23 protein-coding genes are annotated in these 24,334 nt (G+C 69.3%); 13 read left to right on the top strand and 10 right to left on the bottom strand.

The window, feature by feature from the left end; genetic code table 11:
* Positions 1 to 29 precede the first annotated feature (29 nt).
* Together AB4Z01_RS11600 and mctP are read left to right on the top strand one after the other, a co-directional pair.
* Complete coding sequence (locus tag AB4Z01_RS11600) at positions 30 to 227, top strand: DUF3311 domain-containing protein (protein WP_441320272.1); 198 nt, start codon at positions 30 to 32, stop codon at positions 225 to 227.
* Positions 217 to 1,692, top strand: a complete 1,476-nt coding sequence (gene mctP, locus AB4Z01_RS11595) for a monocarboxylate uptake permease MctP (RefSeq protein WP_441693594.1) — start codon at positions 217 to 219, stop codon at positions 1,690 to 1,692. The genes AB4Z01_RS11600 and mctP overlap by 11 nt, the downstream gene beginning before the upstream one ends.
* A gap of 18 nt (positions 1,693 to 1,710) precedes the next feature.
* On the opposite strand, the gene AB4Z01_RS11590 is transcribed toward mctP, so the two are convergent.
* On the bottom strand, positions 1,711 to 2,214 hold the full coding sequence (locus tag AB4Z01_RS11590; RefSeq protein ID WP_441693592.1) for a MarR family winged helix-turn-helix transcriptional regulator: 504 nt from the start codon (positions 2,212 to 2,214) through the stop codon (positions 1,711 to 1,713).
* A 114-nt stretch (positions 2,215 to 2,328) separates the two neighbouring features.
* Between AB4Z01_RS11590 and AB4Z01_RS11585 the strand changes: the two genes are divergently transcribed.
* The 3 genes from AB4Z01_RS11585 to AB4Z01_RS11575 all read left to right on the top strand — a co-directional run bounded on the left by AB4Z01_RS11585 (position 2,329) and on the right by AB4Z01_RS11575 (position 6,363).
* Positions 2,329 to 3,570 (top strand): dienelactone hydrolase family protein, encoded by a 1,242-nt coding sequence (locus AB4Z01_RS11585; protein WP_441693590.1) that lies wholly within the window; start codon positions 2,329 to 2,331, stop codon positions 3,568 to 3,570.
* Between the two features lie 99 nt (positions 3,571 to 3,669).
* Entirely contained in the window at positions 3,670 to 5,676 is a 2,007-nt protein-coding gene (locus AB4Z01_RS11580) for a tetratricopeptide repeat protein (RefSeq protein WP_441693588.1), read from the top strand.
* 81 nt (positions 5,677 to 5,757) lie between these two features.
* Positions 5,758 to 6,363, top strand: coding sequence for a hypothetical protein (locus AB4Z01_RS11575; RefSeq protein WP_441693586.1), 606 nt, complete (start codon positions 5,758 to 5,760; stop codon positions 6,361 to 6,363).
* 18 nt (positions 6,364 to 6,381) lie between these two features.
* On the opposite strand, the gene AB4Z01_RS11570 is transcribed toward AB4Z01_RS11575, so the two are convergent.
* Complete coding sequence (locus AB4Z01_RS11570) at positions 6,382 to 7,413, bottom strand: AI-2E family transporter (RefSeq protein WP_441693584.1); 1,032 nt, start codon at positions 7,411 to 7,413, stop codon at positions 6,382 to 6,384.
* A gap of 143 nt (positions 7,414 to 7,556) precedes the next feature.
* Between AB4Z01_RS11570 and AB4Z01_RS11565 the strand changes: the two genes are divergently transcribed.
* On the top strand, positions 7,557 to 7,970 hold the full coding sequence (locus AB4Z01_RS11565) for a hypothetical protein (RefSeq protein ID WP_441693582.1): 414 nt from the start codon (positions 7,557 to 7,559) through the stop codon (positions 7,968 to 7,970).
* A gap of 136 nt (positions 7,971 to 8,106) precedes the next feature.
* Here the strand turns inward: AB4Z01_RS11565 and uxaC are convergent, their stop codons facing one another.
* From uxaC to AB4Z01_RS11530, 7 genes are read right to left on the bottom strand one after another with little or no spacing between them, the layout of a single operon-like run.
* Positions 8,107 to 9,510 carry a glucuronate isomerase gene (uxaC, locus tag AB4Z01_RS11560; RefSeq protein ID WP_441693580.1) on the bottom strand — a complete coding sequence of 468 codons (1,404 nt, stop codon included), beginning with the start codon at positions 9,508 to 9,510 and terminating at the stop codon, positions 8,107 to 8,109.
* Positions 9,507 to 10,589, bottom strand: coding sequence for a Gfo/Idh/MocA family protein (locus AB4Z01_RS11555; RefSeq protein ID WP_441693578.1), 1,083 nt, complete (start codon positions 10,587 to 10,589; stop codon positions 9,507 to 9,509). Before AB4Z01_RS11555 ends, uxaC begins: the two co-directional genes overlap by 4 nt.
* Positions 10,590 to 10,591: 2 nt before the next feature.
* Positions 10,592 to 11,608: a Gfo/Idh/MocA family protein gene (locus tag AB4Z01_RS11550; RefSeq protein WP_441693576.1), complete on the bottom strand. Its 1,017-nt coding sequence runs from the start codon at positions 11,606 to 11,608 to the stop codon at positions 10,592 to 10,594.
* 13 nt (positions 11,609 to 11,621) lie between these two features.
* Positions 11,622 to 12,485, bottom strand: a complete 864-nt coding sequence (locus tag AB4Z01_RS11545) for a carbohydrate ABC transporter permease (RefSeq protein WP_441693574.1) — start codon at positions 12,483 to 12,485, stop codon at positions 11,622 to 11,624.
* Positions 12,478 to 13,410: a carbohydrate ABC transporter permease gene (locus AB4Z01_RS11540; RefSeq protein WP_441693572.1), complete on the bottom strand. Its 933-nt coding sequence runs from the start codon at positions 13,408 to 13,410 to the stop codon at positions 12,478 to 12,480. The genes AB4Z01_RS11545 and AB4Z01_RS11540 overlap by 8 nt, the downstream gene beginning before the upstream one ends.
* Before the next feature lie 4 nt (positions 13,411 to 13,414).
* Positions 13,415 to 14,710 carry an ABC transporter substrate-binding protein gene (locus tag AB4Z01_RS11535; RefSeq protein ID WP_441693570.1) on the bottom strand — a complete coding sequence of 432 codons (1,296 nt, stop codon included), beginning with the start codon at positions 14,708 to 14,710 and terminating at the stop codon, positions 13,415 to 13,417.
* A gap of 58 nt (positions 14,711 to 14,768) precedes the next feature.
* Positions 14,769 to 16,067: an ABC transporter substrate-binding protein gene (locus AB4Z01_RS11530; RefSeq protein ID WP_441693568.1), complete on the bottom strand. Its 1,299-nt coding sequence runs from the start codon at positions 16,065 to 16,067 to the stop codon at positions 14,769 to 14,771.
* 221 nt (positions 16,068 to 16,288) lie between these two features.
* Between AB4Z01_RS11530 and AB4Z01_RS11525 the strand changes: the two genes are divergently transcribed.
* From AB4Z01_RS11525 to AB4Z01_RS11495, 7 genes are all read left to right on the top strand, one after another.
* The gene (locus tag AB4Z01_RS11525; protein WP_441693566.1) at positions 16,289 to 16,969 is read left to right on the top strand and encodes a TetR/AcrR family transcriptional regulator; all 681 of its coding nucleotides are present in this window, start codon (positions 16,289 to 16,291) and stop codon (positions 16,967 to 16,969) included.
* 111 nt (positions 16,970 to 17,080) lie between these two features.
* Positions 17,081 to 18,232 (top strand): Gfo/Idh/MocA family protein, encoded by a 1,152-nt coding sequence (locus tag AB4Z01_RS11520; RefSeq protein WP_441693565.1) that lies wholly within the window; start codon positions 17,081 to 17,083, stop codon positions 18,230 to 18,232.
* 3 nt (positions 18,233 to 18,235) lie between these two features.
* Positions 18,236 to 19,405 (top strand): dihydrodipicolinate synthase family protein, encoded by a 1,170-nt coding sequence (locus AB4Z01_RS11515; protein WP_441693563.1) that lies wholly within the window; start codon positions 18,236 to 18,238, stop codon positions 19,403 to 19,405.
* Positions 19,406 to 19,411: 6 nt separating this feature from the next.
* A complete protein-coding gene (locus tag AB4Z01_RS11510; RefSeq protein ID WP_441693561.1) occupies positions 19,412 to 20,827 on the top strand; it encodes an enolase C-terminal domain-like protein in 1,416 nt (471 codons plus the stop codon).
* Positions 20,828 to 20,830: 3 nt separating this feature from the next.
* The gene (locus tag AB4Z01_RS11505) at positions 20,831 to 21,661 is read left to right on the top strand and encodes a sugar phosphate isomerase/epimerase family protein (protein WP_441693559.1); all 831 of its coding nucleotides are present in this window, start codon (positions 20,831 to 20,833) and stop codon (positions 21,659 to 21,661) included.
* A 33-nt stretch (positions 21,662 to 21,694) separates the two neighbouring features.
* Positions 21,695 to 22,924, top strand: coding sequence for a Gfo/Idh/MocA family oxidoreductase (locus AB4Z01_RS11500; RefSeq protein WP_441693557.1), 1,230 nt, complete (start codon positions 21,695 to 21,697; stop codon positions 22,922 to 22,924).
* Positions 22,925 to 23,016: 92 nt separating this feature from the next.
* The gene (locus AB4Z01_RS11495) at positions 23,017 to 23,937 is read left to right on the top strand and encodes a DMT family transporter (protein ID WP_441693555.1); all 921 of its coding nucleotides are present in this window, start codon (positions 23,017 to 23,019) and stop codon (positions 23,935 to 23,937) included.
* A gap of 215 nt (positions 23,938 to 24,152) precedes the next feature.
* Here the strand turns inward: AB4Z01_RS11495 and AB4Z01_RS11490 are convergent.
* Positions 24,153 to 24,334 (bottom strand): hypothetical protein (locus AB4Z01_RS11490; protein ID WP_441693553.1); only part of this gene is annotated, 182 nt, incomplete at its 5' end.

Raw genomic sequence — 24,334 nt, 5'->3', positions numbered from 1 at the left:
GGGGAAGGCCCGCGTCGGAAGGATTGGTCATGCCTGAGCGTTCACGGCGGCCCGTGCTGTGGCTGCTGCTCCTGCCCTATATCGGGCTCCTGTGGGTGCCGTTCTACAATGCGCGGGAGCCGGAGATCCTGGGCTTCCCGTTCTTCTACTGGTACCAGTTCGCCTGGGTGCCGCTGACCGCGCTGATCATCTGGATCGCCTATCGGAGCGTGCGTCATGACGACTGAGCTGGATGTCGTCGCCCTCGCCGTCTTCGCTTTCTTCTTCATCCTGGTCACCGTCATGGGCTTCATGGCCGCCCGCTGGAAGCGGGGCGAGACGCTGGCCCATATCGACGAATGGGGGCTGGGCGGCCGGAAGTTCGGCACCTGGGTCACCTGGTTCCTGGTCGGCGGCGACTTCTACACCGCCTACACCGTGATCGCGGTGCCGGCGCTGGTCTATGCCGTCGGCGCCTATGGCTTCTTCGCCCTGCCCTACACCATCATCGTCTACCCCTTCGTCTTCCTGGTGATGCCGAAGCTGTGGAAGCGGGCGAAGGAGCACGGCTACGTCACCGCCGGCGACGTGGTGTTCGGCCAGTATGGCTCGCGCGGGCTGGAGCTGGCGGTGGCGATCACCGGCGTCCTCGCCGTGATGCCCTACATCGCGCTGCAGCTGGTCGGCATGGCCGCGGTGATCAAGGCGCTGGGGCTGAAAGGCGAGCTGCCTCTGGCGATCGCCTTCATCATCCTGGCGCTCTACACCTATTCCGCAGGCTTGCGGGCGCCGGCGCTGATCGCCTTCGTCAAGGACATCATGATCTACATCGCGGTGCTGGCCGCGGTGGCGCTGATCCCGTGGGAGCTGGGCGGCTACGGCGCGGTGTTCCAGGCGGCCGACGACGCCTTCAAGGCCAAGGGCGCGGGCGGGCTGCTGCTGGGCGACAGCCAGATGGTGGCCTATGCCACGCTGGCGCTGGGCTCGGCCCTCGCCGCCTTCATGTATCCGCACACCCTGACCGGCATCTTCGCCTCGGCCAGCGCCAACACCATCCGCAAGAATGCGGCGCTGCTGCCCGCCTATACGCTGCTGCTCGGCCTGCTGGCCCTGCTCGGCTATATGGGCCATGCCGCGCATCTGCAGGTATCCAGCCCGAACGACATCGTGCCGGCCCTGTTCCAGACGCTGTTCCCGAGCTGGTTCGCCGGCTTCGCCTTCGCCGCCATCGCCATCGGCGCGCTGGTGCCGGCAGCGGTGATGAGCATCGGCGCCGCCAACCTGTTCACCCGCAACTTCTGGAAGGCCTATGTCGACCCCGGAATCAGCCATGCCGGCGAGGCGCAGGTGGCCAAGGTCACCTCGCTGGTGGTCAAGGTCGGGGCGCTGCTGGTGATCGTGTTCCTGCCAACCCAGTTCGCGCTCGACCTGCAACTGCTCGGCGGTGTCTGGATCCTGCAGACGCTGCCGGCGCTGGTGTTCGGCCTCTATGTCGGCTGGTTCCGGGCCCCGGCGCTGCTGGCCGGCTGGGCGGTCGGCTTCTTCGGCGGCAGCTGGATCGTCTGGCAGGACGGGCTGAAGCCGCTCCACGCGCTGAGCTTCGGCGGCAGCACGGTGACGATCTATGCCGGGCTGCTGGCGCTGGCCGCCAACATCGTGGTCGCGGTGGTGGTCAACCTGGTGGCGGCGCCGCGAGTGGCGCGGACGGCCTGATCGTCGGGCGGGGCCGGGCTACTCGGCCTTGCTCCGCCCCCGCGGCCGGGTGGCTTCGGCCACCGACACCTTGGTGCGGCCGAGCAGCTCCATCAGGTGCTCGATCTCGCCGGTTCCCAGCCCAGCCGTCATCTCCGCCACCCAGTCGCCATGCGCCGCGGCCATGGCGGCGAACTGGCGCTCGCCCTCCTCGGTCAGGCGAATGACATGCTTGCGCCGGTCCGCCTGCGACTGCTCGCGCGCCACCAACCCGCCTTCGACCAGCCGCTCGACCAGCCCGGTCATGTTGCCGTTCGAGACCATCAGCCGCTGGCTCAGCTCGCCGAGGGTCAGGCCCTGGCGCATCTTGTACAGCTGCGCCATCAGGTCGAAGCGCGGCAGCGTGGTGTCGAAGCTCTCGGCCAGGCGGCGGCGGACTTCGCGCTCGATCATGGTGGTGCAGGTCAGCAGCCGCAGCCACAACCGCAGCTCGACGCGATGGTCCTTGGGCCGGTCGGTGACCGCGGTCTCGGCATCGATCATTCTGCGTCAGTCCTGAACACGGCCGTTGGCCACCCTATCTGCTTTAAGTTTAAACTATAGCCGCGGACGGCGCCCGGAAGAAGGGTGCCACGCAGGAGCCAGCGGAGATCAGCGATGACCAGCAGATGGGTCGACATCACGGCCGATGACGGCGGCCGCTTTCAGGGCTATGTCGCGGTGCCGGCCAGCGGCTCCGGCCCCGGCATCCTGCTGCTGCAGGAAATCTTCGGCGTCAACGCGCATCTGCGGGAGGTCGCCGACCTCTATGCCGAGGAAGGCTATGTGGTGCTGGCGCCGGACCTGTTCTGGCGGCTCGAGCCGAAGGTCGACCTCGGCTATGGCGAGGCCGATGTGGCCCGCGCCCGCGACCTGCTGGGCCGCCTCGACATCGATCGCGCGGTGGCCGATTGCGGTGCCGCCCTGACGACGCTGCGGCGGCTGCCGGAATGCCGCGGCAAGGTCGGCGCACTGGGCTTCTGCCTGGGCGGACGCCTGGCCTATCTGACCGCCGCGCGCCACCATGTCGACGCCGCGGTCAGCTATTACGGCACCGGCATGGAGCCGCTGCTGGGCGAGGCCGGCGCGATCCGCTGCCCGATGGTGTTCCATTGCCCCGAGAAGGACCGCCACCTGCCGCCGCCGGTGCGCGAGGCGATCGCCGCCGCCTTCGCCGGGCGCGCGGACGTGCAGATCTTCGTCTATCCCGGCACCGATCACGGCTTCAACGTGCCGGCGCGGGCGGCCTACGACAAGCCGGCCTCGCTGCTGGCCCATTCCCGCAGCTTGGCCGTGCTCCGCCAGGCGCTGGGGCCGCATTACGACCTGCCGGCCTTATGGGAGCGGCACACGGAGCTGGAATTCGCCACTCGCGATGCCCGCGCCACCATGGCGACGATGGTGGCCGAGCCCTATGTCAACCACATCCCGACCATGACCGGCGGGGTCGGCCAGGACGACCTGCACCGCTTCTATGCCAACCACTTCATCCCGAAGACGCCGGCCGACACGAAGCTGATCCCGATCAGCCGCACCATCGGGGTCGATCGTCTGGTCGACGAGATGCTGTTCTGCTTCACCCATGACGTGGAGATCGACTGGATGCTGCCCGGCATCCCGCCGACCGGACGCTATGTCGAGATCCCGCTGGTCGCGATCGTCCGCTTCCGCGGCGACAAGCTGTACAACGAGCACATCTACTGGGACCAGGCTTCGGTGCTGGTGCAGATCGGCCTGCTGGACCCGAAGGGGCTGCCGGTCGCGGGAGTCGAAACGGCACGGAAGCTGGTCGATGAAAACCTGCCCTCCAACACCCTGATGGCCCGCTGGGCGGACAGCGCAGCGCAGCGGAACGCCTAGAAAAAATCGACCGGCCCCGGAACAATCGGGCATCGACAGCGGGGCCGGTTTCGATAAGGATGGGGGTGAACAGGGGGATTTCAGGCACCGTCATTTAAGATGCGCATTCATGGTTTCGTGCTCGGGCTGATGCTGGCATCGCCGGCCGCCCTGGCCTCCCCGTCGCCCCTCATTCCCGCGGCGCCGGTCCACTCCGACATCCTGGCCATCACCGCGGCAGACGCCGAGGCCGAGTTGCGCGGCCTGCGCCTGACGGCGGAATCCGGAGACGCCGAGGCGCAGATCCGGCTCGGCTATCGCTACGAGGCCGCCGACGGAGTCGACCGGGATCTGGTCGAGGCGGTCACCTGGTACCGGCGGGCCGCCGAGCAGGGCAGCGCCCGCGGCCAGTCCTATCTCGGCGACATGTACCGGGACGGCGCCGGAGTCGCCCAGGACGACGCCGAGGCGGTGCGCTGGTACCGCCTGTCGGCCGCCCAGGGCTACGACCGCGGCCAGACCTATCTCGGCTACATGTACCAGGACGGGCGCGGCGTCGAGCGCAGCGAGGCCGCGGCTGTGCGCTTGTACCGCCTGGCCGCCGAGCAGGGCTACACCCCGGCCCAGAGCAGCCTCGGCTACATGGCCGAGAACGGCCGCGGCGGGCTCCTGGATTATGCCGCCGCCGCCTATTGGTACGGCCGCGCGGCCGGGTCCGGTTCCGCCGTCGGCCAGCGCCTGCTGGGCAACCTGTACTATTCCGGCCGCGGCGTGCCGCAGGACGATGCCGAAGCGGTGCGCCTCTATCGCCTGGCCGCCGATCAGGGCGATGCCGAGGCCCGCACCAATCTCGGCTGGATGTACGAGGTCGGCCGCGGCGTGGCCGAGGACGATGCCGAGGCCGCCCGCCTCTATCGCCTTGCAGCCGATCAGGACCTGGCCCGGGCACAGACCAACCTGGCTTTCCTGTATGCCGGCGGCCACGGCGTGGCCCGGGACGATGCCGAGGCGGTGCGCTGGTATCGCCGGGCGGCGGCGCAGGGCCATGCCCGCGCCGAGGCCGAGCTCGGCGCCATGTACGATGCCGGCCTTGGCGTGGCCGAGAACGACGCCAAGGCGATGCGCTGGTACCGCCTCGCGGCGAAGCAGGGCTATGCCGAGGCGCAGAACAGCATCGGCATCCTGTACGACCTCGGCAAGGGCGTGGCCGAGGACGATGCCGAGGCCGCGCGCTGGTACCGGCTGGCCGCCGATCGGGGCTATGGCCATGCCCAGAGCAACCTCGGCTGGATGTATGAGAGCGGCCGCGGCGTGGCGAAAGACCTGGCCGAGGCGGCCCGCCTGTATCGCCTGGCCGCCGACCAGGGCATCGCGCGAGCCCGGACCAATCTCGCCGATCTCTACCGCGACGGCCAGGGCGTGCCGCAGGACGACGCCGAGGCCATCCGCTGGTACCGCCTGGCCGCCGACCAGGGCGAGGCCCGCGCCGAGGCCAACCTCGCCTGGATGCATGAGCGCGGCCGCGGCGCGCCCGAGGATGATGCCGAGGCGGCGCGCTGGTATCGCCGTTCGTCCGAGCGCGGCTACGCCTATTCGCAGACCCATCTCGGCCTGATGTACGAGCAGGGCCGCGGCGTGGCGCAGGACGACGTCAAGGCACTGCGCCTGTACCGCCTGGCCGCCGACCAGGGCGATGCCGAGGCCGCCTTCCATCTCGGCTCCCATTTCAAGACCGGACGCGGCGTGGCCCAGGACGATGCCGAGGCACTGCGCTGGTTTCGCATCGCCGCCGAGAAGGGCAACCCCGAGGCGCAGGGCGAGCTGGGCATCGCCTACGAGACCGGGCGCGGCGTGGCCCGCGACGAGACCGAGGCGGTGATCTGGTTCGCGCGGTCGCTGGCGGAGGCGGACGACGTGCCGCGCTACGCCGCCGCCCTGCTCGGCGCCCGGTCGCCGACCGCCAAGATCGCGGCGGCGCTGCGGCTGCTGGCGACGCTCGGCTATGCGTCAGACGATGCGACCGAGGCCTTCCGCCGCGCCGAGGGGCTGCCGTCGTCCGGCGGCGTCGACGACGCGCTGCTGATCGCCCTGGCGCGGAAGGCACGGCAGGCCGGCCCCGCGTCCTGACGCGGAATTCATGTAACCGCCGGCCGGGTGCGGGCGTATCGATCTCGCGAGGGGACGACGACGCTCCAGCGAGGACACATCATGAAGCGCAGCGCGATTGCGGGCCTGGCCCTGTTCGCAGCCCTGTCGGCCCTGCCGGCGGCGGCCGAGACCCAGCCCCCGCAGCGCATCCGCGGCACCATCGCGGCGATCGATGGGCCGGTCATGACCATCACCGCCCGCGGCGGCAGCACCGCGACCGTCACCCTGGCCGACGACGCCACGGTGCGGACGATCGCCCCGGCCGACATCCGCGACATCAAGCCCGGCAGCTATATCGGCAGCGCCGCGATGCCTCAGCCCGACGGCAGCCTGCGGGCGCTGGAGGTGCAGGTGTTTCCGGAAAGCATGCGCGGCGTCGGCGAAGGCCAGCACCCGTTCGACCTGAAGCCCGGCAGCACCATGACCAACGCCACGGCCGGCGATGTCGAAGGCACCGACGGGCGGGTGGTGACGCTGCGCTATCAGGGCGCCGAGACCAAGCTGACGGTGCCGCCCGACGTGCCGGTGATCACCTACGAGCCCGGCAGCCGCGACCAGCTGACCAAGGGCGCCCATGTCATCGTCAGCGCGGTCAAGGCCGCCGACGGGTCGCTGGTCTCGCACGCGATCCAGGTCGGCAAGGACGGACTGGTGCCGCCGATGTAGCCGGGGCGGGGCGGAGCCTCAGATCAACTTGCTCCGCCCCAGCTCGGCCTTCAGATAGGCGTAGAAGACCGGCGCCGCGATCACGCCCGGCACGCCGAAGGCGGCCTCCATCAGCAGCATGGAGATCAGGATCTCCCAGGCCCGGGCATGGATCTGGGTGCCGACGATCTTGGCATTGATGAAGTATTCCAGCTTGTGGATGATCACCAGGAACGCCAGCGACGCCGCGGCAGCATAGACCGACAGGCTGAGGCTGATCACCACGATCACGGTGTTCGAGATCAAGTTGCCGATCACCGGCAGCAGGCCGACCACGAAGGTGACCACGATCATGGTCTTGGTCAGCGGCAGGTGGACGMCGAAGGAGGGCAGGATCACGACCAGGTAGATCGACGTCAGCACCGTATTGAGGGCCGAGATCCGCACCTGGGCGAAGACGACGCGATGGAACGACAGGGCCAGCAGCCGGGCCCGTTCCGCCAGCGCCCGGGCCAGCGGCCCACGGCCCGGCTTCTCGGTCAGGTCGGCGATGGCGATCATGCCCCCGATCACCAACCCGATGATGATATGGACTAGGACGCGCCCGACATCGGTGGTGAGCCGCAGCAGGTCCCGCGAATGCTCGCGCAGCGACTGCGCCAGCATGGTGTCGAGGTCCTGCCCGCTGGCCGGGATATAGGCCACGATCCAGGGCGGCAACTGCTGGCTGGCCTCCTCCACCGCCTCGGCCATCTTGCGCATCACCGCGACCAGCCCCTCCTGGCGGGTGGTGAGGAGCGAGATCAGCTCGATCACGCCGAAGATCACCGCCAGGCTCAGCACCGCCGTCATCAGGCCGAGGGCGATGATGCGGCCGATATTGGGCAGGGCCCCGAAGCGGCGGAACACCGGCGCCACGGCATGCACCAGCTCATGGATCAGCAGCCCCGCCAGCAGGGCGGCGAGCAGGCCGAACCACAGGCTGCCGAGCAGGCCCAGCCCGGCCAGGATCTGGGCGGAAATCTCGATGCGGCGCTCCCGGGGGGCGGGATGCACGGCCGCAGGGACCACGGCCGGAACGTCCTCGCTTCGGCCGGGCTGAAAATTCATGATGGGAAAGCCTGCTCTCGACGGATGCGCGCGCAATGGGTACCGCCCAGACTCCGGACCTTTATCGGACAAAAGTCAATCAAACGCTGTGGACGAGGCCCGACATGAACGACCCGATCGGCGACCGCTGCCTCGGCGAAGTCGAGCGGCTGCACCGGTTCTTCGAGCGCTGGCTGGGCGATGCCGCGACCGATCCGGCGGAGTTCGCCCGGGCCGAGCCGGCCTGGCCCTCCGACTTCACGCTGATCGCCCCGGACGGCGCAGTGCTGGACCGGGCCGCGGTGACCGGCTGGCTGCGCCAGGCGCGCGGGGTGCATGCCGATCCGGCCGCACCGTTCCGGATCGAGATCCGCAACGCCGCGGTGCGCCTTGTCCTGCCCGGCGGCTTCCGCCTGTGCACCTATGACGAATGGCAGAGCGTCCATGGCGTCGAGAGCCTGCGGCGGTCGACTGCCCTGCTGGAGGCGCGAGGCGATGTTGTGCTGTGGCGGCACCTGCAGGAGACCTGGGCCGGCTGATACCGACGGTCCACGACTTCATCGTCATTGCGACCCCGGTCTTGAGCCGGGGGAAGCAATCCAGGGCCGCTCGCACCGGCCCTGGATTGCTTCGTCGGCTTCGCCTCCTCGCAATGACGGCTCTTTAGGCTGGTCCTTACAGCCTATATGCCGTCTTCGGCAGCCGGTACGCCAGGTCGACCGCGACCTCCGCCGCCTCGTCCTCGTCCAGCCGGTGCTCGGCGACCAGCTGGGCCAGGTAGCGGCAGTCGATGCGGCGGGCGACGTCGTGGCGGGCCGGGATCGAGGGGAAGGCGCGGGTGTCGTCGTTGAAGCCGACGGTGTTGTAGAAGCCGGCCGTCTCGGTCGCCAGCTCGCGGAAGCGCAGCATCCCCTCGGGGCTGTCGAAGAACCACCAGGGGGGGCCGAGCCGCAGGGTCGGATAGTGCCCGGCCAGCGGCGCCAGCTCGCGCGCATAGGTGCTCTCGTCCAGCGTGAACAGGATCACCGACAGCTCCCGCTCGTTGCCGAAACGGTCGAGCAGCGGCTTCAGCGCCCGGACATAATCGGTGCGGGTCGGGATGTCGGCGCCCTTGTCGCGGCCGAATTCGCGCTGCAGCGTCGGGTTGTGGCTGCGGAACGAGCCCGGATGGATCTGCATCACCATCCCGTCCTCGAGACTCATCCGCGCCATCTCGGTCAGCATCTGGGCGCGGAACAGCTCGGCGTCGTGCGGCTCGAAATGGCCGGTGACGATCTTTTCGAACAGCGTCACCGCCGGCACGGGGTCGAGATCGGCCGTCGCCGCGGTCGGGTGGCCGTGATCGGTCGAGGTCGCGCCCATCTCCTTGAAGAAGGCCCGGCGCTGCTGCAGGGCAGCGAGATAGCCGCGCCAGGAATGCGTGTCCTCGCCGGTGATCTCGCCCAGCGTCTGCAGCCCCTCGCGGAAGCCGTCGAATTCCGGGTCGACCACCGGATCGGGGCGGAAGGCGGTGATCACCCTGCCCTTCCAGCCGCTATCGCGGATGGCGCGGTGGTGGTCGAGCGGGTCGAGCGGCGATTCCGTGGTCGCGATGACTTCGAGGTTGAAGCGCTCGAACAGTGCCCGCGGCCGGAACTCCGGCCGGGTCAGCCGGTCGGCGATGCGGTCGTAGATCCGGTCGGCGCTGGCCGGATTCAGCCGCTCCTCCACCCCGAACAGGGTCTCGAAGGTGTGATCGAGCCACATCCGGGTGGGGGTGCCGCGGAACAGATGCCAATGCTCGGCGAAGCGGCGCCAGATCGCCCGCGGATCGGCCTCGACCGGGCCGCCGTCGCGCCGCGGCACGCCGAGATCCTCCAGCTTCACGCCCTGGCTGTAGAGCATGCGGAAGATGTAGTGGTCCGGGATGATCAGCAGCGACGCCGGATCCGGGAACGCTTCGTTCTTCGCGTACCAGGCCGGATCGGTGTGGCCGTGCGGGCTGATCAGCGGCAGCCCGGCGACCTCGGCATAGAGGCGCCGGGCGATGCCGCGCTGGGTTGGTTCCGGTGAAAAGAGACGGTCCGGGTGCAGGCTCATGCCACGGCTTTCGGCTGCGGACGCCAATCGGCGTATTTGGGATGGTCGCGGCCGATCGGAAGGTCGACGGCCACGCCGGTCTCCGCAGAATGGAACAGCGCCGTCGCCAGTTCCAGCGACCGGCGGGCGTCGTCGAGCGTCACCGGCAGCGGGCCATCGGTCTCCAGCGCCTTGTGGTAGCGGCCGAGCTGGCCGGCAAAGCGCGACGGCACCGGCTCCCAATCCGCCAGCGCGCCTTCGATCCGCTGCGCGATCTCCGGCGAGGCCGGGGTGATCTGCCAGGGGCCGTCGCCCGGGGCATAGGGCTTCAGCCCGCTCTCGAAGGTCACGTTCTCGAAGCAGAAGCGCAGCCGGCTGATCTCGACCTGCGAGCCGAGGGTGGCGGCCAGCGAGACCAGCGCGCCGCTCTGCATCACCACGCTGGCGACGGCGCAGTCCTCGACCTCGATCGGGTTCACTCGGGTCGCGGTCTGGCAATAGACCGAGGCCACCGGCCCCATCAGCCAGGTCATGATGTCGTGCGAATGGATGGCATGGGTCAGCAGCACGCCACCCAGCTCGGTGTCGAGCCGGCCGCGCCAGGGCACCGAATAGTATTTCGCGCCGCGATTCCAGTGCGTCTCCACCGTGGCGAGGTAAGGCTTGCCGGCGATGCCGGCCTCGACGATACGCTTGGCCTGCTGCAGCCCGTCGCCATAGCGGTACTGGAAGATCGGCATCACCCGGCCCGGCGCCTCGGCCTCCGCCTTCACCACGCGGTCGAGATCGGCCAGCGACCCGACCAGCGGCTTCTCGCAGATCACCTGCTTGCCGGCCTCCAGCGCCGCCAAGACCTGTCCGATATGCACGGTCGGCGGGGTGCAGATGTCGATCACCTCGATCTCCCGCATGCGCAGGATCTCGTCGAAGCGGGTGGTCCGCACCGGGATGTTGAACTCGTCGCCGATCTCGGTCAGGCGGTCCGGGTTCAGGTCGCAGATCGCCTCGACCCGGAACTTGTCCGGATGGGCGGCGTAGCCTTCGGCGATGTGGCCACGGCCGACGCCGAGACCGATCACGGCAACGTTACGAACCGCCATTCCTATGCCCTCCGTCCGGCGGTCGCTTCCGCCATCGCCTGCGCCGTCAGCGCCAGCTCCATCGCCTTGAAGCAATGCTCCTGGGTCATCGCCGTCTCCGTCCGCTCCAGCACGTCGGCGACCAGCTGCCGGCCGAAGGGCAGCTCGACATTGCTGCAGTCGATCCGCTGCATCCCCTTGCCGTCGACCAGGATCAGGTGGTCGGTCCCCGGCTGGCCGGTCGGGTCGACATATTTGCGCAGCTCGATATAGCCCTCGGTGCCGAGGATGGTCAGCCGCCCGTCGCCCCAAGTCGGCAGCCCGTCCGGCGTGAACCAGTCGATCCGGATGTAGCCGGTGGCGTCGGGGGTGCGCAGCAGCGCCTCGCCGAAATCCTGCAGCTCCGGCGTCCCCGGGTTGCCGCGGTTGGCGACCGCGGCCGAGGCGACCTCAACATCGAGCGTGCCGGCGAAGAACAGGAACTGCTCGAACTGGTGCGAGGCGATGTCGGTCAGGATGCCGCCGTAGCGGGCCCGCTGGAAGAACCAGTCCGGCCGCGTTTTGGCGTTGAGGCGGTGCGGCCCCAGCCCGACGGTGTTGATCACCTTGCCGATCGCCCCGGCCTGCACCAGCTCGCCCGCCTTGACGGTCGACCGGGTCTGGAAGTGCTCGGAGTAGCAGATCGAGTAGATCCGGCCGGTCTCGGCCTGCACCCGCCGCACCTCGGCCAGCTGCTCCAGCGAGGTCATGCCCGGCTTGTCGGAGAGATAGTCCTTGCCGGCCCGCATCACGGCGATGCCGAGCGGCGCCCGGTCGGCCGGGATGCCGGCCGAGGTGACCAGCTTGATCGACGGGTCGTCCAGGATGGCGCGCGGGTCGGAGACGCGCTTCGCCTGCGGGTAGCGGGTCTGGAACGGGCCGGCGAGGTCGTCTTCCGGCGCATGGAAGGCGACGAACTCGCCCCCGGCGCCGAGCAGCGCGTCGACCTGCCCGAAGATGTGGTTGTGATTGATGCCGATGGCGGCGAAGCGGATGGTCATTCGGGGTCCCGGTTCAGCGTTTCATGCCGGTGGTGGCGACGCCCTCGATCAGAAGGCGCTGGAAGAACAGGAAGAACACGAACACCGGCAGCAGGGTCAGCACGGACATGGCGAACAGCGCGCTCCAGTCCGACTTGCCGGTGGAATCGACGAAGTTCCTGAGGCCGAGCTGGACCGTGTAGGAACCCATGTCGTTCAGGTAGATCAAGGGCGCGAAGAAATCGTCCCAGGTCCAGATGAAGGAGAAGATCGCCGCCGTGGCCAGCACCGGCTTCGACAGCGGCATGATGATCTTCCAGTAGATCTTCCACGGGCTGCAGCCGTCCATCATCGCCGCCTCGTCCAGCTCGCGCGGCAGGCCCCGGAAGAACTGCACCATCAGGAAGATGAAGAACGCGTCCGAGGCCAGGTATTTCGGCACCACCAGCGGCAGGAAGGTGTCGACCCAGCCGAGCTGCAGGAACAGCACGTATTGCGGGATCAGGGTCACGTGATAGGGCAGCATCAGCGTGCCCAGCATCAGCGCGAACCAGAAGCCGCGGCCGGGGAAGCGCAGCCGGGCGAAGGCGAAGGCGGTCAGCGAGCAGGCGAAGACGTTGCCGACCACCGACAGCCCCGAGATCACCGCCGAGTTCCAGAAGAACTGGCCGAAGCTGATGTCGAGCCCGCTCCAGCCTCGGACATAGGCGTCGAGGCTGAAGCTCTCCGGCCACAGCGAGGCCGAGGAGAAGATCTGGCTGTCGTCCTTGAACGAGCTGGCCAGCATCCATAGCAGCGGATACAGCATCGCCAGCGAGCAGAGGCAGAGCGCGACGTGGATCAGCAGCGACCGCGACAGCGGCCGGCGGACCGGATCGCCGAGGGCCATATCACTCATCGTAATGCACCCAGTAGCGTGCCGAGAGGAAGGAGAAGGCGGTGAACAGCGCGATGATCACCACCAGCACCCAGGCCAGCGCCGAGGCGTAGCCCATGCGGAAATTGCTGAAGGCTTCCTGGTAGAGGTACAGGGTGTAGAACAGGGTGGAGTCGATCGGCCCGCCCGTGCCCTCGCTGATGATGAAGGCCGGGGTGAAGGCCTTGAACGCCTCGATCGTCTGGATCACGGCGTTGAAGAACACCACCGGGGTCAAGAGCGGCAGGGTGATCCGCCAGAACCGGTTCCAGGGCGTGGCGCCGTCGATCGCCGCCGCCTCATACAGGTCCCGCGGGATCTGCCGGAGGCCGGCGAGGAAGATGATCATCGGCGACCCGAACTGCCAGACGCTGAGGACGACCAGCGTCGACAGCGCGTAGTTCGGGTTGGAGATCCAGCTGGGCCCGTGGATGCCGACCAGCGCCAGGGCCTGGTTGATCAGCCCGTTGCCGGCGAAGAGCTGCCGCCACAGCACGGCGATGGCGACGCTCGCGCCCAGCAGCGACGGCAGGTAGAACAGGGCGCGGTACACCGGCAGCCCGGCGATGCCCTTGTTCAGCAGCATCGCTACGCCGAGGGCGAAGGCCAGCTTCAAGGGCACCGCGAACAGCACGAACAGGAAGGTGACCTTCATCGAGGACAGGAACTTCGGATCGGCCGTGGCGATCCGGACATAGTTCGCCGCCCCGACCCAGTTCGGACTCTGCAGCAGGTCGAAATCGGTGAAGGACAGGTAGAGCGAGACCAGGATCGGCCCGGCGGTCAGGCCGATGAATCCGATCAGCCATGGCGTCAGGAACATGTAGCCCGAGAGGGTGCGGGACGTGATCCGCCGCCTCCCCCGCGCCCGTTCCACCCTGCCTGAGGCCTGCACCGCAACGGTCATGGCGTCACCCGCGATCGAGAATGCTGTTGGCTTCGTCGACGAACTGCTTGGCGGCATCGGCCGGGGCCGCCTGGTCGAAGCCGACCTGCTCGTTGACCCGCTTCAGCAGGAAGTTGATCTCACCCGCGCCCTTCGGCGGCGACGGCGGCAGGTCGCCGACCTTGTCGGTGATGAAGGAGACGTAGTCGAGCATCGCCCGGCTGAGCTCGTCGAGCGTCGGCRCCACCGCCTCGCGCAGCGTCTTCGACGCCGGCACGCCGCGCTCGACGCCGAGCACCTTACCGGCCTCGACATCGGTGACGTAGAAATTGGCCACCCGCACCGCCTCCTCGGCGACCTGGCTGCGGGCGGCGATGCTGAACAGCATCGACGGCTTCAGATACTGGCCGGGCTTGGCTCCCGGGCCGCCGCTCGGCTGCATCGTCATCTTCAGCTTGGTCTTGCTGAGCACCTGATGCGCCACCAGCTGGTTCGAGTTGGTGATGATCGCGGCGGAATGGAGCAGGGCCAGCATGCTGGTCTCCGGCGACTGCTTGTCCAACGCCTGGATATCGGCCGGTGGGATCGCCTTCTTCTGCCGCAGCTCGTGCCAGAAACCGAACCATTCGGTCATGGTGTCGACGTCGAAACCGAGACGACCTTCGGCAGTGTACAGCGCCTTGCCTTTCTGCCGCAGCCAGCAATCGAGCGCCGGCTCGATGCCACCGCAGTCGCCGATGCCCCAGAACCCGTCGCGCTTCGAGGCCTCGGCGACCTTGAGCGACCAGTCGCCCCATTGCGCCCAGCTCCACTCCCAGCTCGGCTCCTCGACGCCGATCTGCTGCAGCGTCTCGGCATCGTAGACGATGGCGGTCGAGTTGTTGCCGAGATTGACGCCGTAGAGCTTGCCCTCGACGCGACCGCAATCGATCGCCGGCTTGGCGAAATCCTCGATCTTCAGGACCGACGGCAGGTACTCGTCGAGCGGGAGCAGCGCGCCGCGCCGGGCATATTCGACGATGTAGCGGTAATCCATCTGGATCACGTCGGGCGCGTTGCGGCCGGCGGTCTGGGTGGCCAGGCGCGGCCAGTAGTCGGGCCAGCCCAGCGTCTCGCCGTTGATCGCCGTGCCGGGATGGGCGGCCTCATATAGCTTGTTGACCTTGGCGGTGCGGTCGGCCCGCTCCTTCGAGCCCCACCAGAACATGCGCACGCGCTTGTCCTGGGCCAAAGCCGGCATCGACAGTCCGGAGGCGGCCATTCCGCCCAGGGCGGCGCCCAGCTTCAGCACCTGTCTGCGGTTCGTGATCAGTCTCGCCATCTCGTGTTCCTCCTGTCGTTCGCGCCTCTTCTCTCCGAAGGCGCTGGTGGTGTCGGGTTCAGCTGCGGCCGAGGATGGCGGCAGCCTCGGTGATGAACTGGCGGCCGGCCTCCTCCGCCGAGATCTGACCGAAGCCGACCTGCTCGTTGATCCGCCGCAGCAGGATGCCGACCTCACCGGTGCCCTTGGGCGGCGACGGCGGCAGCGGCGCGACCTTGTCGGCGATGAAGTCGACATAGTCGAGCATGGCCCGGTCCAGCGCCTCCAGCCCCGGCGCGATCGCGGCGCGCATCGCCGCCGAGGCCGGGATGCCGCGCTCGACCCCCAGCAGCTTGGCGGCCTCGCCGTCGGCGACGTAGAAGCTCGCCACCCGCACCGCTTCCTCGGCCTGCTTGCTGCGGGCAGCGACGCTCCACAGCATCGACGGCTTCATGAACTGCCCGGGCTTGGCGTCCGGGCCGCCGCTGGGCTGCATGGTCAGGCCGAGCCTGGTCGGCACCAGCGCCTGATGCGCGACCAGCTGGTTCGAGTTGGTGGAGATCGCGGCGGCATGGCCGAGGGCCAGCATCGAGGTCTCGGTCGCGCCGCCCTTGTCGAGCGCCTGGACATCGGCCGACGGGATCGCGCCCTTCTGGCGCAGTTCGTGCCAGAAGCCGTACCAGCCGGCGGCCTCGGCCGCGCCGAAGCCGAGCTGCCCTTCGGCCGTGTACATCGCCATGCCCTGCTGCCGCAGCCAGCACTCCAGCGACGGCGCCAGGCCGCCGGCATCCTGCAGCCCCCAATAGCCGTCGCGCTTCGAGGCCTGAGCGACCCGCAGCGACCAGGCGCCCCACTGGTCCCAGCTCCAGTCCCAGGCCGGGATCTCGGCGCTGATGCTGCGCAGCGTCTCCTCGTCATAGATGAAGGCGGTCGAGTTGAGGCCGAGATTGACGCCGTACAGCTTGCCGTCGACCCGGCCGCAATCGATTGCCGCGGCGCCGAAATCCGCGATCGTCAGGACCGACGGCATGTAGTCGTCGAGCGGCAGCAGCAGGCCGCGCCGGGCGTATTCGACGATGTAGCCGTAATCCATCTGGATCAGGTCGGGGGCGTTGCCGCCGGCCGCCTGGGTGGCGAGCTTGGGCCAGTAGTCGGGCCAGCCCATGGTCTCGCCCTTGATCGACACCGCCGGATGCGCCGCCTCATAGAGCCGGTTCGCCGCGGCGGTGCGGTCGGCCCGCGCCTTCGAGCCCCACCAGGCCATGCGCAGCTGCGCCTCCGCCGCCCTTGCGGGACGGTCCAGCCCGGCTGCGGCGAGACCGGCGACGCCGATCCCGACCTTCAGGGCGTGCCTGCGGGTCAACCGCGGCGGCGTCATCGCGTTCCTCCTGATGCCCCGCCCCGTCGGTCGGCCCGTCGGTCGGCGAGACGTTGCAAGCGGTGGTCGGTTGGTGCCTGAGGCAAGCCTTCGACCGAAGGCCGGCGCGACGATTGTTATAACCAGTTGGTTACAAGCTAGATCGATGCGATGATGGCTGTCAACACGAACACCGGCAGCGACGCTGCGTCGCCACCGGCCCTGATCGAGGCCGCCCGACCGTGAGCATCAGCGACGAGACCATCGACGCCCCGACGGAAGATAAGCCGAAACGCCCCGCCACCAAGGCCGTGCGCGACCCGGAACGCACCAGCGCCGCGATCCTCGCCGCCGCGGTGAAGGAGTTCATGGAGAAAGGGTACAGCGGCGCGCGGATCAACGAAATCGCCAAACGCGCCGGCGCCAACAAGCGCATGCTGTACCACTATTTCGGCGACAAGGAGGCCCTGTACCTGGCGGTGCTGGAAGGCGCCTATGTCGCCATCCGTTCGGCCGAGAGCAAGCTGCATCTGGCCGATCACGACCCGGTCGAGGGCATCCGCGAGCTGGCGCTGTTCACCTGGCGCTACTTCATCGACCACCCGGAATTCCTGAGCCTGCTGCAGACCGAGAACCTGATGAAGGCGCGGCACCTGAAGCGCTCCGCCCGCATTTTCGACCTGCATTCGCCGCTGGTCGCCGTGATCTCCGACCTGCTCAAGCGCGGTGCCGCCAAGGGCGTGTTCCGGGCCGATGCCGACCCGGTCAAGGTCTATGTCAGCATCGCTTCGCTGGGCGCTTTCTACCTGTCGAATCGCTACACATTGTCGACCATCTTCCGGCGCGAGCTGACCGAGACGCGCGCCTTGGCCGAATGGGGCGACCACATCGCCCACATGATCCTGGCTTCGCTGCGCCCCTGATCCACGCGCCGGCCTCTTGACGCGCGGGCCCGTTCCGTGATCCGCTAGTAACCAGTTGGTTACAACAAGGCCGGGAATTGCCGCCCGTGCCGCAACGGGAGGGAAGACCGGATGGCCACCCAGCGCCTCGGCCTCATCATGCACGGCATCACCGGTCGCATGGGCTACAACCAGCACCTGGTGCGCTCGATCTGCGCCATCCGCGACCAGGGCGGCGTGGTGCTGCCCAATGGCGACAAGGTGATGCCCGACCCAATCCTGGTCGGCCGCAACGCCGAGAAGGTCGAGGAGTTGGCCAAGCGCCACGGCATCGCCCGCTGGGGCAGCGACCTCGACAAGGCCCTGGCCAACCGCGACGACACGCTGTTCTTCGACGCCGGCTCGACCCAGATGCGGGCCGAGCTGCTGACCCGCGCGATCGATGCCGGCAAGCATATCTATTGCGAGAAGCCGATCTCCGAGACGCTGGACGTCGCCGCCAAGCTGGCCCGCCATGCCGACGCCCGCGGCATCCGCCACGGCGTGGTGCAGGACAAGCTGTACCTGCCCGGGCTGCAGAAGATCCGCATGCTGCGCGATTCCGGCTTCTTCGGCCGGATCTTCGCGGTGCGCGGCGAGTTCGGCTACTGGGTGTTCGAGGGCGACTGGCAGGCGGCGCAGCGGCCGAGCTGGAACTACCGCAAGGGCGATGGCGGCGGCATCATCCTCGACATGCTGTGCCACTGGCGCTACGTGCTGGACAACCTGTTCGGCGAGGTGAAGTCGGTCAGTTGCCTCGGCGCCACCCATATCCCGGAGCGGGTGGACGAGGCCGGCAGGCGCTACGCCGCCGATGCCGACGACGCCGCTTACGCCACCTTCCAGCTCGAGGGCGGCGTGGTCGCCCACATCAACTCCTCCTGGGCCGTGCGGGTGCGGCGCGACGACCTGGTCACCTTCCAGGTCGACGGCACCCATGGCTCGGCCGTGGCCGGGCTGACCCGCTGCTACACCCAGCACCGGGTGAATACGCCGCGGCCGGTGTGGAACCCGGATCAGCCGCAGACCATGAAGTTCCTCGACCAGTGGGAAGAGGTGCCGGACAACACCGTCTACGACAACGGCTTCAAGGCGCAGTGGGAGGATTTCATCCGCCACGTCGTCGCCGGCACGCCCTGGAAGTACACCCTGTGGGAGGGCGTGAAGGGCGTGCAGCTGGCCGAGGCCGGGCTGCGGAGCTGGGCCGAGCGGCGCTGGGTCGACCTGCCGGCGCTGGAGCACTGAACCATGGCCACCCTCACCCTGCCTCGCGTCGGTGGCGGTCTCGAGAGCTACAGCATCAAGAACGCGCCGCTGCCGATGCCGGCGCCGGGCAGCGCCCCGGCCTTCAATCGGGTTGCCTATGCCGCGGCGCATGTCGTGGCCGACCCGCTGGCCGACAACGACCCCTGGTTGGACATTGCGGTCGACTGGGACCGCACCCTCGCCTTCCGCCACTATCTCTGGGATCTCGGCCTCGGCATCGCCGAGGCGATGGACACCGCCCAGCGCGGCATGGGCCTCGACTGGCCGACCGCCAAGGCGCTGATCGGCCGGGCCCTGGCCGGGGCCAAGGAGCGGCCCGGCGCGGTGATCGCCTGCGGCGCCGGCACCGACCACCTGCCGCCCGGCCCCGGCGTCACCATCGCCGACGTGATCGCCGCCTATGAGCAGCAGATCGAGGCGGTGGAAAGCCTGGGCGGCCGGGTGATCCTGATGGCCAGCCGGGCGCTGGCCGCCGCGGCCAAGGGGCCGGACGACTATGTCCGGGTCTATGGCCGGATCCTGTCCCAGGTGAAGCAGCCGGTGATCCTGCACTGGCTGGGCGAGATGTTCGACCCGGCCCTGGCCGGCTATTGGGGCGATGCCGACCACGACCGGGCGATGGACACATGCCTGGCCGTGATCCGCGACAGCGCCGCCAAGGTCGACGGCATCAAGATCTCGCTGCTGTCGAAGGAGAAGGAGATCGCGATGCGCCGCCGGCTGCCGGCGGGCGTGCGCATGTACACCGGCGACGACTTCAACTACGCCGAGCTGATCGCCGGCGACGAGCAGGGCTATTCGGACGCTCTGCTGGGCATCTTCGATGCCATCGCCCCCGCCGCCTCGGCCGGGCTGGCGCGGCTGACTGCCGGGGACGAGGCCGGGTTCCACGACATCCTGGCGCCGACCGTGCCGCTGAGCCGGCACATCTTCAAGGCGCCGACCCGCTTCTACAAGACCGGGGTCGTGTTCCTGGCCTATCTGAACGGGCTGCAGGACCATTTCCTGATGATCGGCGGCCAGCAGAGCACCCGGTCGCTGCCGCATCTGGCCGAGCTGTTCCGCCTGGCCGACGCCGCCCGCGTGCTGCGCGACCCGGACCTGGCGGTGCAGCGCATGCGCAAGGTCCTGGCCGTGGGCGGGGTGGAATAGCCGATCGTGAGCGCCCCCCGCCTGCGCGTCGCCGAGGCCCGGCTGTATGAACGGCCGGTGCGGTTCCGGCTGCCCTTCCGCTTCGGCGCCGCCACCGTCACCCGCGCACCGCAGGCCTTCCTGCGGCTGACGGTCGAGGCCGCCGACGGCCGCCGTGCCGAGGGGCAGGCGGCCGAGCTGATGGTGCCGAAATGGTTCGACAAGGACCCGGCCCTGACCGAACAGCAGAACTTCGACCAACTGCGCCGATCGCTCGCCATCGCCCAGCCCTTCTATCTCGCGGCGCCCCCGGCCTCGGCCTTCGCCCTGAGCACGGAAATCGAGCCGCGGCACCACGCGGTCTGCGTGGCCGGGGAGTTGAGCGGGCTGATCGCCTCCTTCGGCTTGGCCCTGTTCGACCGCGCCGTGATCGACGCGCTGTGCCGGATCGAGGGCATCGACGCGGTCACGGCGGTGCGCACCGACCGGATCGGCCTCACGACGGCGACCGCACCCGATCTCGGCGATTTCGACCTCGGCCGGTTCCTGGCCGGGCTGGCGCCCGCCGACCACATTCACGCCCGGCACACGGTCGGGCTGGCCGATCCGATCACCACCGCCGAGATCGCCGAACCCCTGGATGACGGGCTGCCGCAGAGCCTGGAGCAGGCGGTCGCCGCCTATGGCCACAGCCATTTCAAGCTGAAGCTGAGCGGCCAGGCCGAAGCCGACCTGGACCGGCTGCGCCGGATCGCCGCCGTGCTGGACCGGCTGCCGGAGTATCGCGTCACCCTGGACGGCAACGAGCAGTTCGCCGAGGCCGGGCCGGTGGCCGAGTTCTGGGACCGCCTCACCGCCGATCCCGCCTTGGCACGACTGCGGTCCGCGGTGCTGTTCCTGGAGCAGCCGATCGCCCGCGCCCGGGCGCTGGCCGAGCCGATCCACGCTTTGGCAAAGCGTGTGCCGGTCGAGATCGACGAGTCGGATGCGGATATCGGCGTCTTCCCGCGCGCACGTGCCCTGGGCTATCGCGGCGTGTCGTCGAAATCCTGCAAGGGGGTCTACCGCTCGCTGCTGAACCGGGCCCGGATCGCAAAATGGAGTGCCGAAGACGGTGTCCGCTACTTCCTGTCGGCCGAGGACCTGACCACCCAGAGCGGCGTCGCCCTGCAGCAGGACCTGGTGCTGGCCGCGCTGGGCGGCACCGGCCATGTCGAGCGCAACGGCCACCACTATGTCGACGGCATGGCCGGCGCCCCGGCGGCGGAGCAGCGCGCCTTCCTGGCCGCCCATCCCGACCTCTATGCTGAATCCTCTGGTCGAGCGCGCCTGTGCATCCGCGGCGGGCGCCTGGCCATCGGCTCGGTGCTGGCCGCGCGCGGCCTGGGCACCGCCCTCACCCCCGACTGGTCGGCCATGGCCGACGGATCCCTGGAGACCTGACTGATGCCCACCGAGGGCCTGTCGATCAACCTCGCCACCACCCGCATGCAATGGGACATGCGGCAGGCGGCCGAGGCCTGCCTGAAGCACGGCATCACCGCGATCGCCCCCTGGCGCGACCAGGTGCAGAAGATCGGCCTGGGCGAGGCGGCGCAGATCGTGCGCGACAACGGCTTCCAGGTCACCGGCCTGTGCCGCGGCGGCATGTTCCCGGCCGGCGACCCGGAGGCGCGCAAGGCCGCGATCGACGACAATCTGCGCGCGGTCGACGAGGCCGCCGAGCTGGGCGCCGACTGCCTGGTGCTGGTGGTCGGCGGACTGCCGGCCGGGTCGCGCGACATCGGCGCCGCCCGGCAGATGGTGGCCGACGGCATCGCCGCCATCCTGCCGCATGCCCGGGCCAGCGGCATCCCGCTGGCGATCGAGCCCCTGCACCCGATGTACGCCGCCGACCGCGCCTGCGTGAACACGCTGAAGCAGGCGCTGGACATCTGCGATCTGCTGGGCGACGGCATCGGCGTCGCTATCGACGTCTACCATGTCTGGTGGGATCCGGAGCTGATGCCGCAGATCGCCCGGGCCGGCGCCGGGGGCCGGATCCTGGCGCATCACATCTGCGACTGGCTGGTGCCGACCACGGACCTGCTGCTGGACCGCGGCATGATGGGCGACGGGGTGATCGACCTGCGCGGCATCCGCGCCGCGATCGAGGCCGCCGGCTTTTCGGGACCGCAGGAGGTCGAGATCTTCTCGGCCGAGAATTGGTGGAAGCGCCCGGGCGACGAGGTCTTGCGGACCTGCGTCGAGCGCTATCACGAGCATTGCACGCTGTAACGGGACACCCCGTAACGGGGTTGGGAGGCGAGGATGGGCGAAGGCAAGACGAGGGTCGCGCTGGTCGGGACCGGGCATCGCGGCGCCGGGACCTGGGGCCGGGAGCTGCTGGCCCAGGTCGGCGACGTGGTCGAGATGGTGGGCCTGTGCGACCAGAACCCGCTGCGGCTGGAGCGGGCGCGGGCCGCGATCGGCGTCGACGCGCCGGTGTTCACCGATCTCGGCGCCATGCTGCGCGAGACCCGGCCGGACCGGCTGATGGTGTGCAGCCGCGACAGCGCGCATGACGACCACATCGTCCAGGCGCTGGAGGCCGGGGTCGACGCCATCACCGAGAAGCCGATGACGACCACGGCGGAGAAGTGCCGCCGCATCCTGGCCGCCGAGAAGCGCACCGGCCGCCGGGTCGACGTCACCTTCAACTACCGCTACGCGCCGACCTCGCAGCGCATCAAGCAGCTGCTGCTGGACGGCGCCATCGGCGACGTCGTCTCGGTCGACTTCCACTGGTATCTCGACACCAAGCACGGCGCCGATTATTTCCGCCGCTGGCACGCCTATCGCGCCAATTCCGGCAGCCTGTTCGTGCACAAGGCGACGCATCATTTCGACCTGCTGAACTGGTACCTGGCCTCGGAGCCCGAGGAAGTGTTCGCCCGCGGCGAGCTGCGCCATTACGGCCGCAAGGGCCCGTTCCGCGGACCGCGCTGCAAGACCTGCCCGCATGCCGGCGAGTGCGATTTCCACTTCGACGTCTCGGCCGATGCCTGGCTGACCATGCTGTACGAGGACCCGTCGCGCGAGGACGGCTATGTCCGCGACGCCTGCGTATTCCGCGAGGACATCGACATCCCGGACACGATGAGCGCGGCGCTGCGCTACCGGAACGGCGTCCAGGTCTCCTACTCGCTCAACACCTTCATGCCGATCGAGGGCCACCATCTGGCGTTCAACGGCACCAAGGGCCGGATCGAGGTGCGGCAGTTCGAGCGCCAGCCCTGGACCACGCCGCCGGCCGACGAGATCCTGCTGATGCGCAACTTCGGCGCGGTCGAGCACATCTGGGTGCCGCAGGAGCATGGCGGCCATTGGGGCGGCGACCCGAAGATGCAGGCGATGCTGTTCCGCCCCGGCCTGCCGGACCCGCTGGGCCTGCGCGCCGATGCCCGCGCCGGGGCGCTGGCGGTGCTGTGCGGCGTCGCCGCGCTGGACAGCATCGACAGCGGCCGCAGCGTCGCCGTGGCGCCGCTGCTGGAGGGCTGACTTCCCCTTCCCGTCCGGCCGGATTTCCGCCACCTTGCCGGCCCGACGGGAGGAAGCATGATCGAACTCGACACCGGGCCGGACGGGCGCGCATGAGCCCGTCCGCCGACACCGTCGCCCGCACCGGCAGCGCCCCGCTGCTGGGGCTGCTGCTGCTGTGCTCCTTCCTGTGGGCCACCGCCTATCTGCTGATGAAGGTGCTGGGCGCGGACTTCGCGCCGTTGCCGCTGACCGCCATCCGCGGCGTGCTGGGCGGCGGCCTGCTGGCGCTGTGGCTGCTGGCCCGCGGCCAGGGCATCCTGCCGCGCGGCCGGGAATGGCGCGACTGGATCGTGCTGGGCATCCTGCAGGGCATCGTGCCGAACACGCTGACCGCCTATGCCCTGGCCGACACCGAGGCCGGGCTGGCGGCGCTGATCGCCGCGTCGAGCCCGCTGATGGTGGCGGTGCTGGCGCATTGGCTGTTCGCCGACCAGCGATTGACCGGCCGGCGCGCCGGCGGCGTGCTGGCCGGCTTCACCGGCATGGCGATCCTGATCGGCCCCGCCGCCGTCGGCGGCAGCGGGATGTTCGGACCGCTGGCGATGCTGGCAACGGCCGCCAGCTACGCCGTCGGCGTGATCTATGTGCGCGGCATCCCGGCGCCGCGGCCGGTGCGGCTGGCGCTGGGCCAGCAGGCCTTCTCCGGCCTGCCGACGATGGTCGCGGTGCTGGCCGTCACCGGCCCGTCCGCCTTCGCCGCGGCGCCGGCGCATGGGCTGGAGCTGGTGGCATTCGGCGTGTTCTCGACCGCGGTGCCGATCGCGCTGTACATGCAGATCCTGCGCCTGGCCGGGCCGACGCTGGGGTCGATGAACGCCTATCTGACCCCGGTCTGGACCGTGCTGCTGGGCGTGCTGGTGCTGCACGAGACCGTCGGCCCGCGCGAGATCGTCGGCGGCCTGGTGGTGCTGGGCGGCATCGCCATCGCCTCCTCTGCCAATCGGCGCCGCGGCGCTGCGGCCAACCGCTGACCGAGCCGGCTTCCAGAACGCCGGGGGTTGGCACAACGTCACGTCCGGCGCCGGCCCCCTCACCCTCCCGTCGCCAACGCGACGGGCCCTCCCTCTCCCCTTCCTTGGATGTCATTCCCGCGAAAGCGGGAATCTCTTTCCGTCGGGGGCTGGGACGAGATCCCCGCTTTCGCGGGGATGACGAGGTTTTTTGAGGGGAGACCGGCCACGTCCGCTCACCCGGTGTCGGGTGCGGTTTTGGTGTGGAGCCAGGGATGGGGGTCGATGCCGAGGGAGCGTGAGAGGCGCTCGGCGATGGTGTAGGTGGTCTCGGTATCGAACCATTTGATGACGTCGGCTTCCTGCAGCCGGACCGCCAGCCCGGCCTTGAGCCCCGGGATGCGGGCCGGGTCGAGCG

The sequence above is a fragment of the Inquilinus sp. YAF38 genome (genome assembly GCF_052113205.1).
Classification (GTDB): Bacteria; Pseudomonadota; Alphaproteobacteria; order DSM-16000; family Inquilinaceae; genus Inquilinus.
Note: the sequence above shows the minus strand (reverse complement) of the source record. Positions and strands in the feature narration are given on the sequence as shown.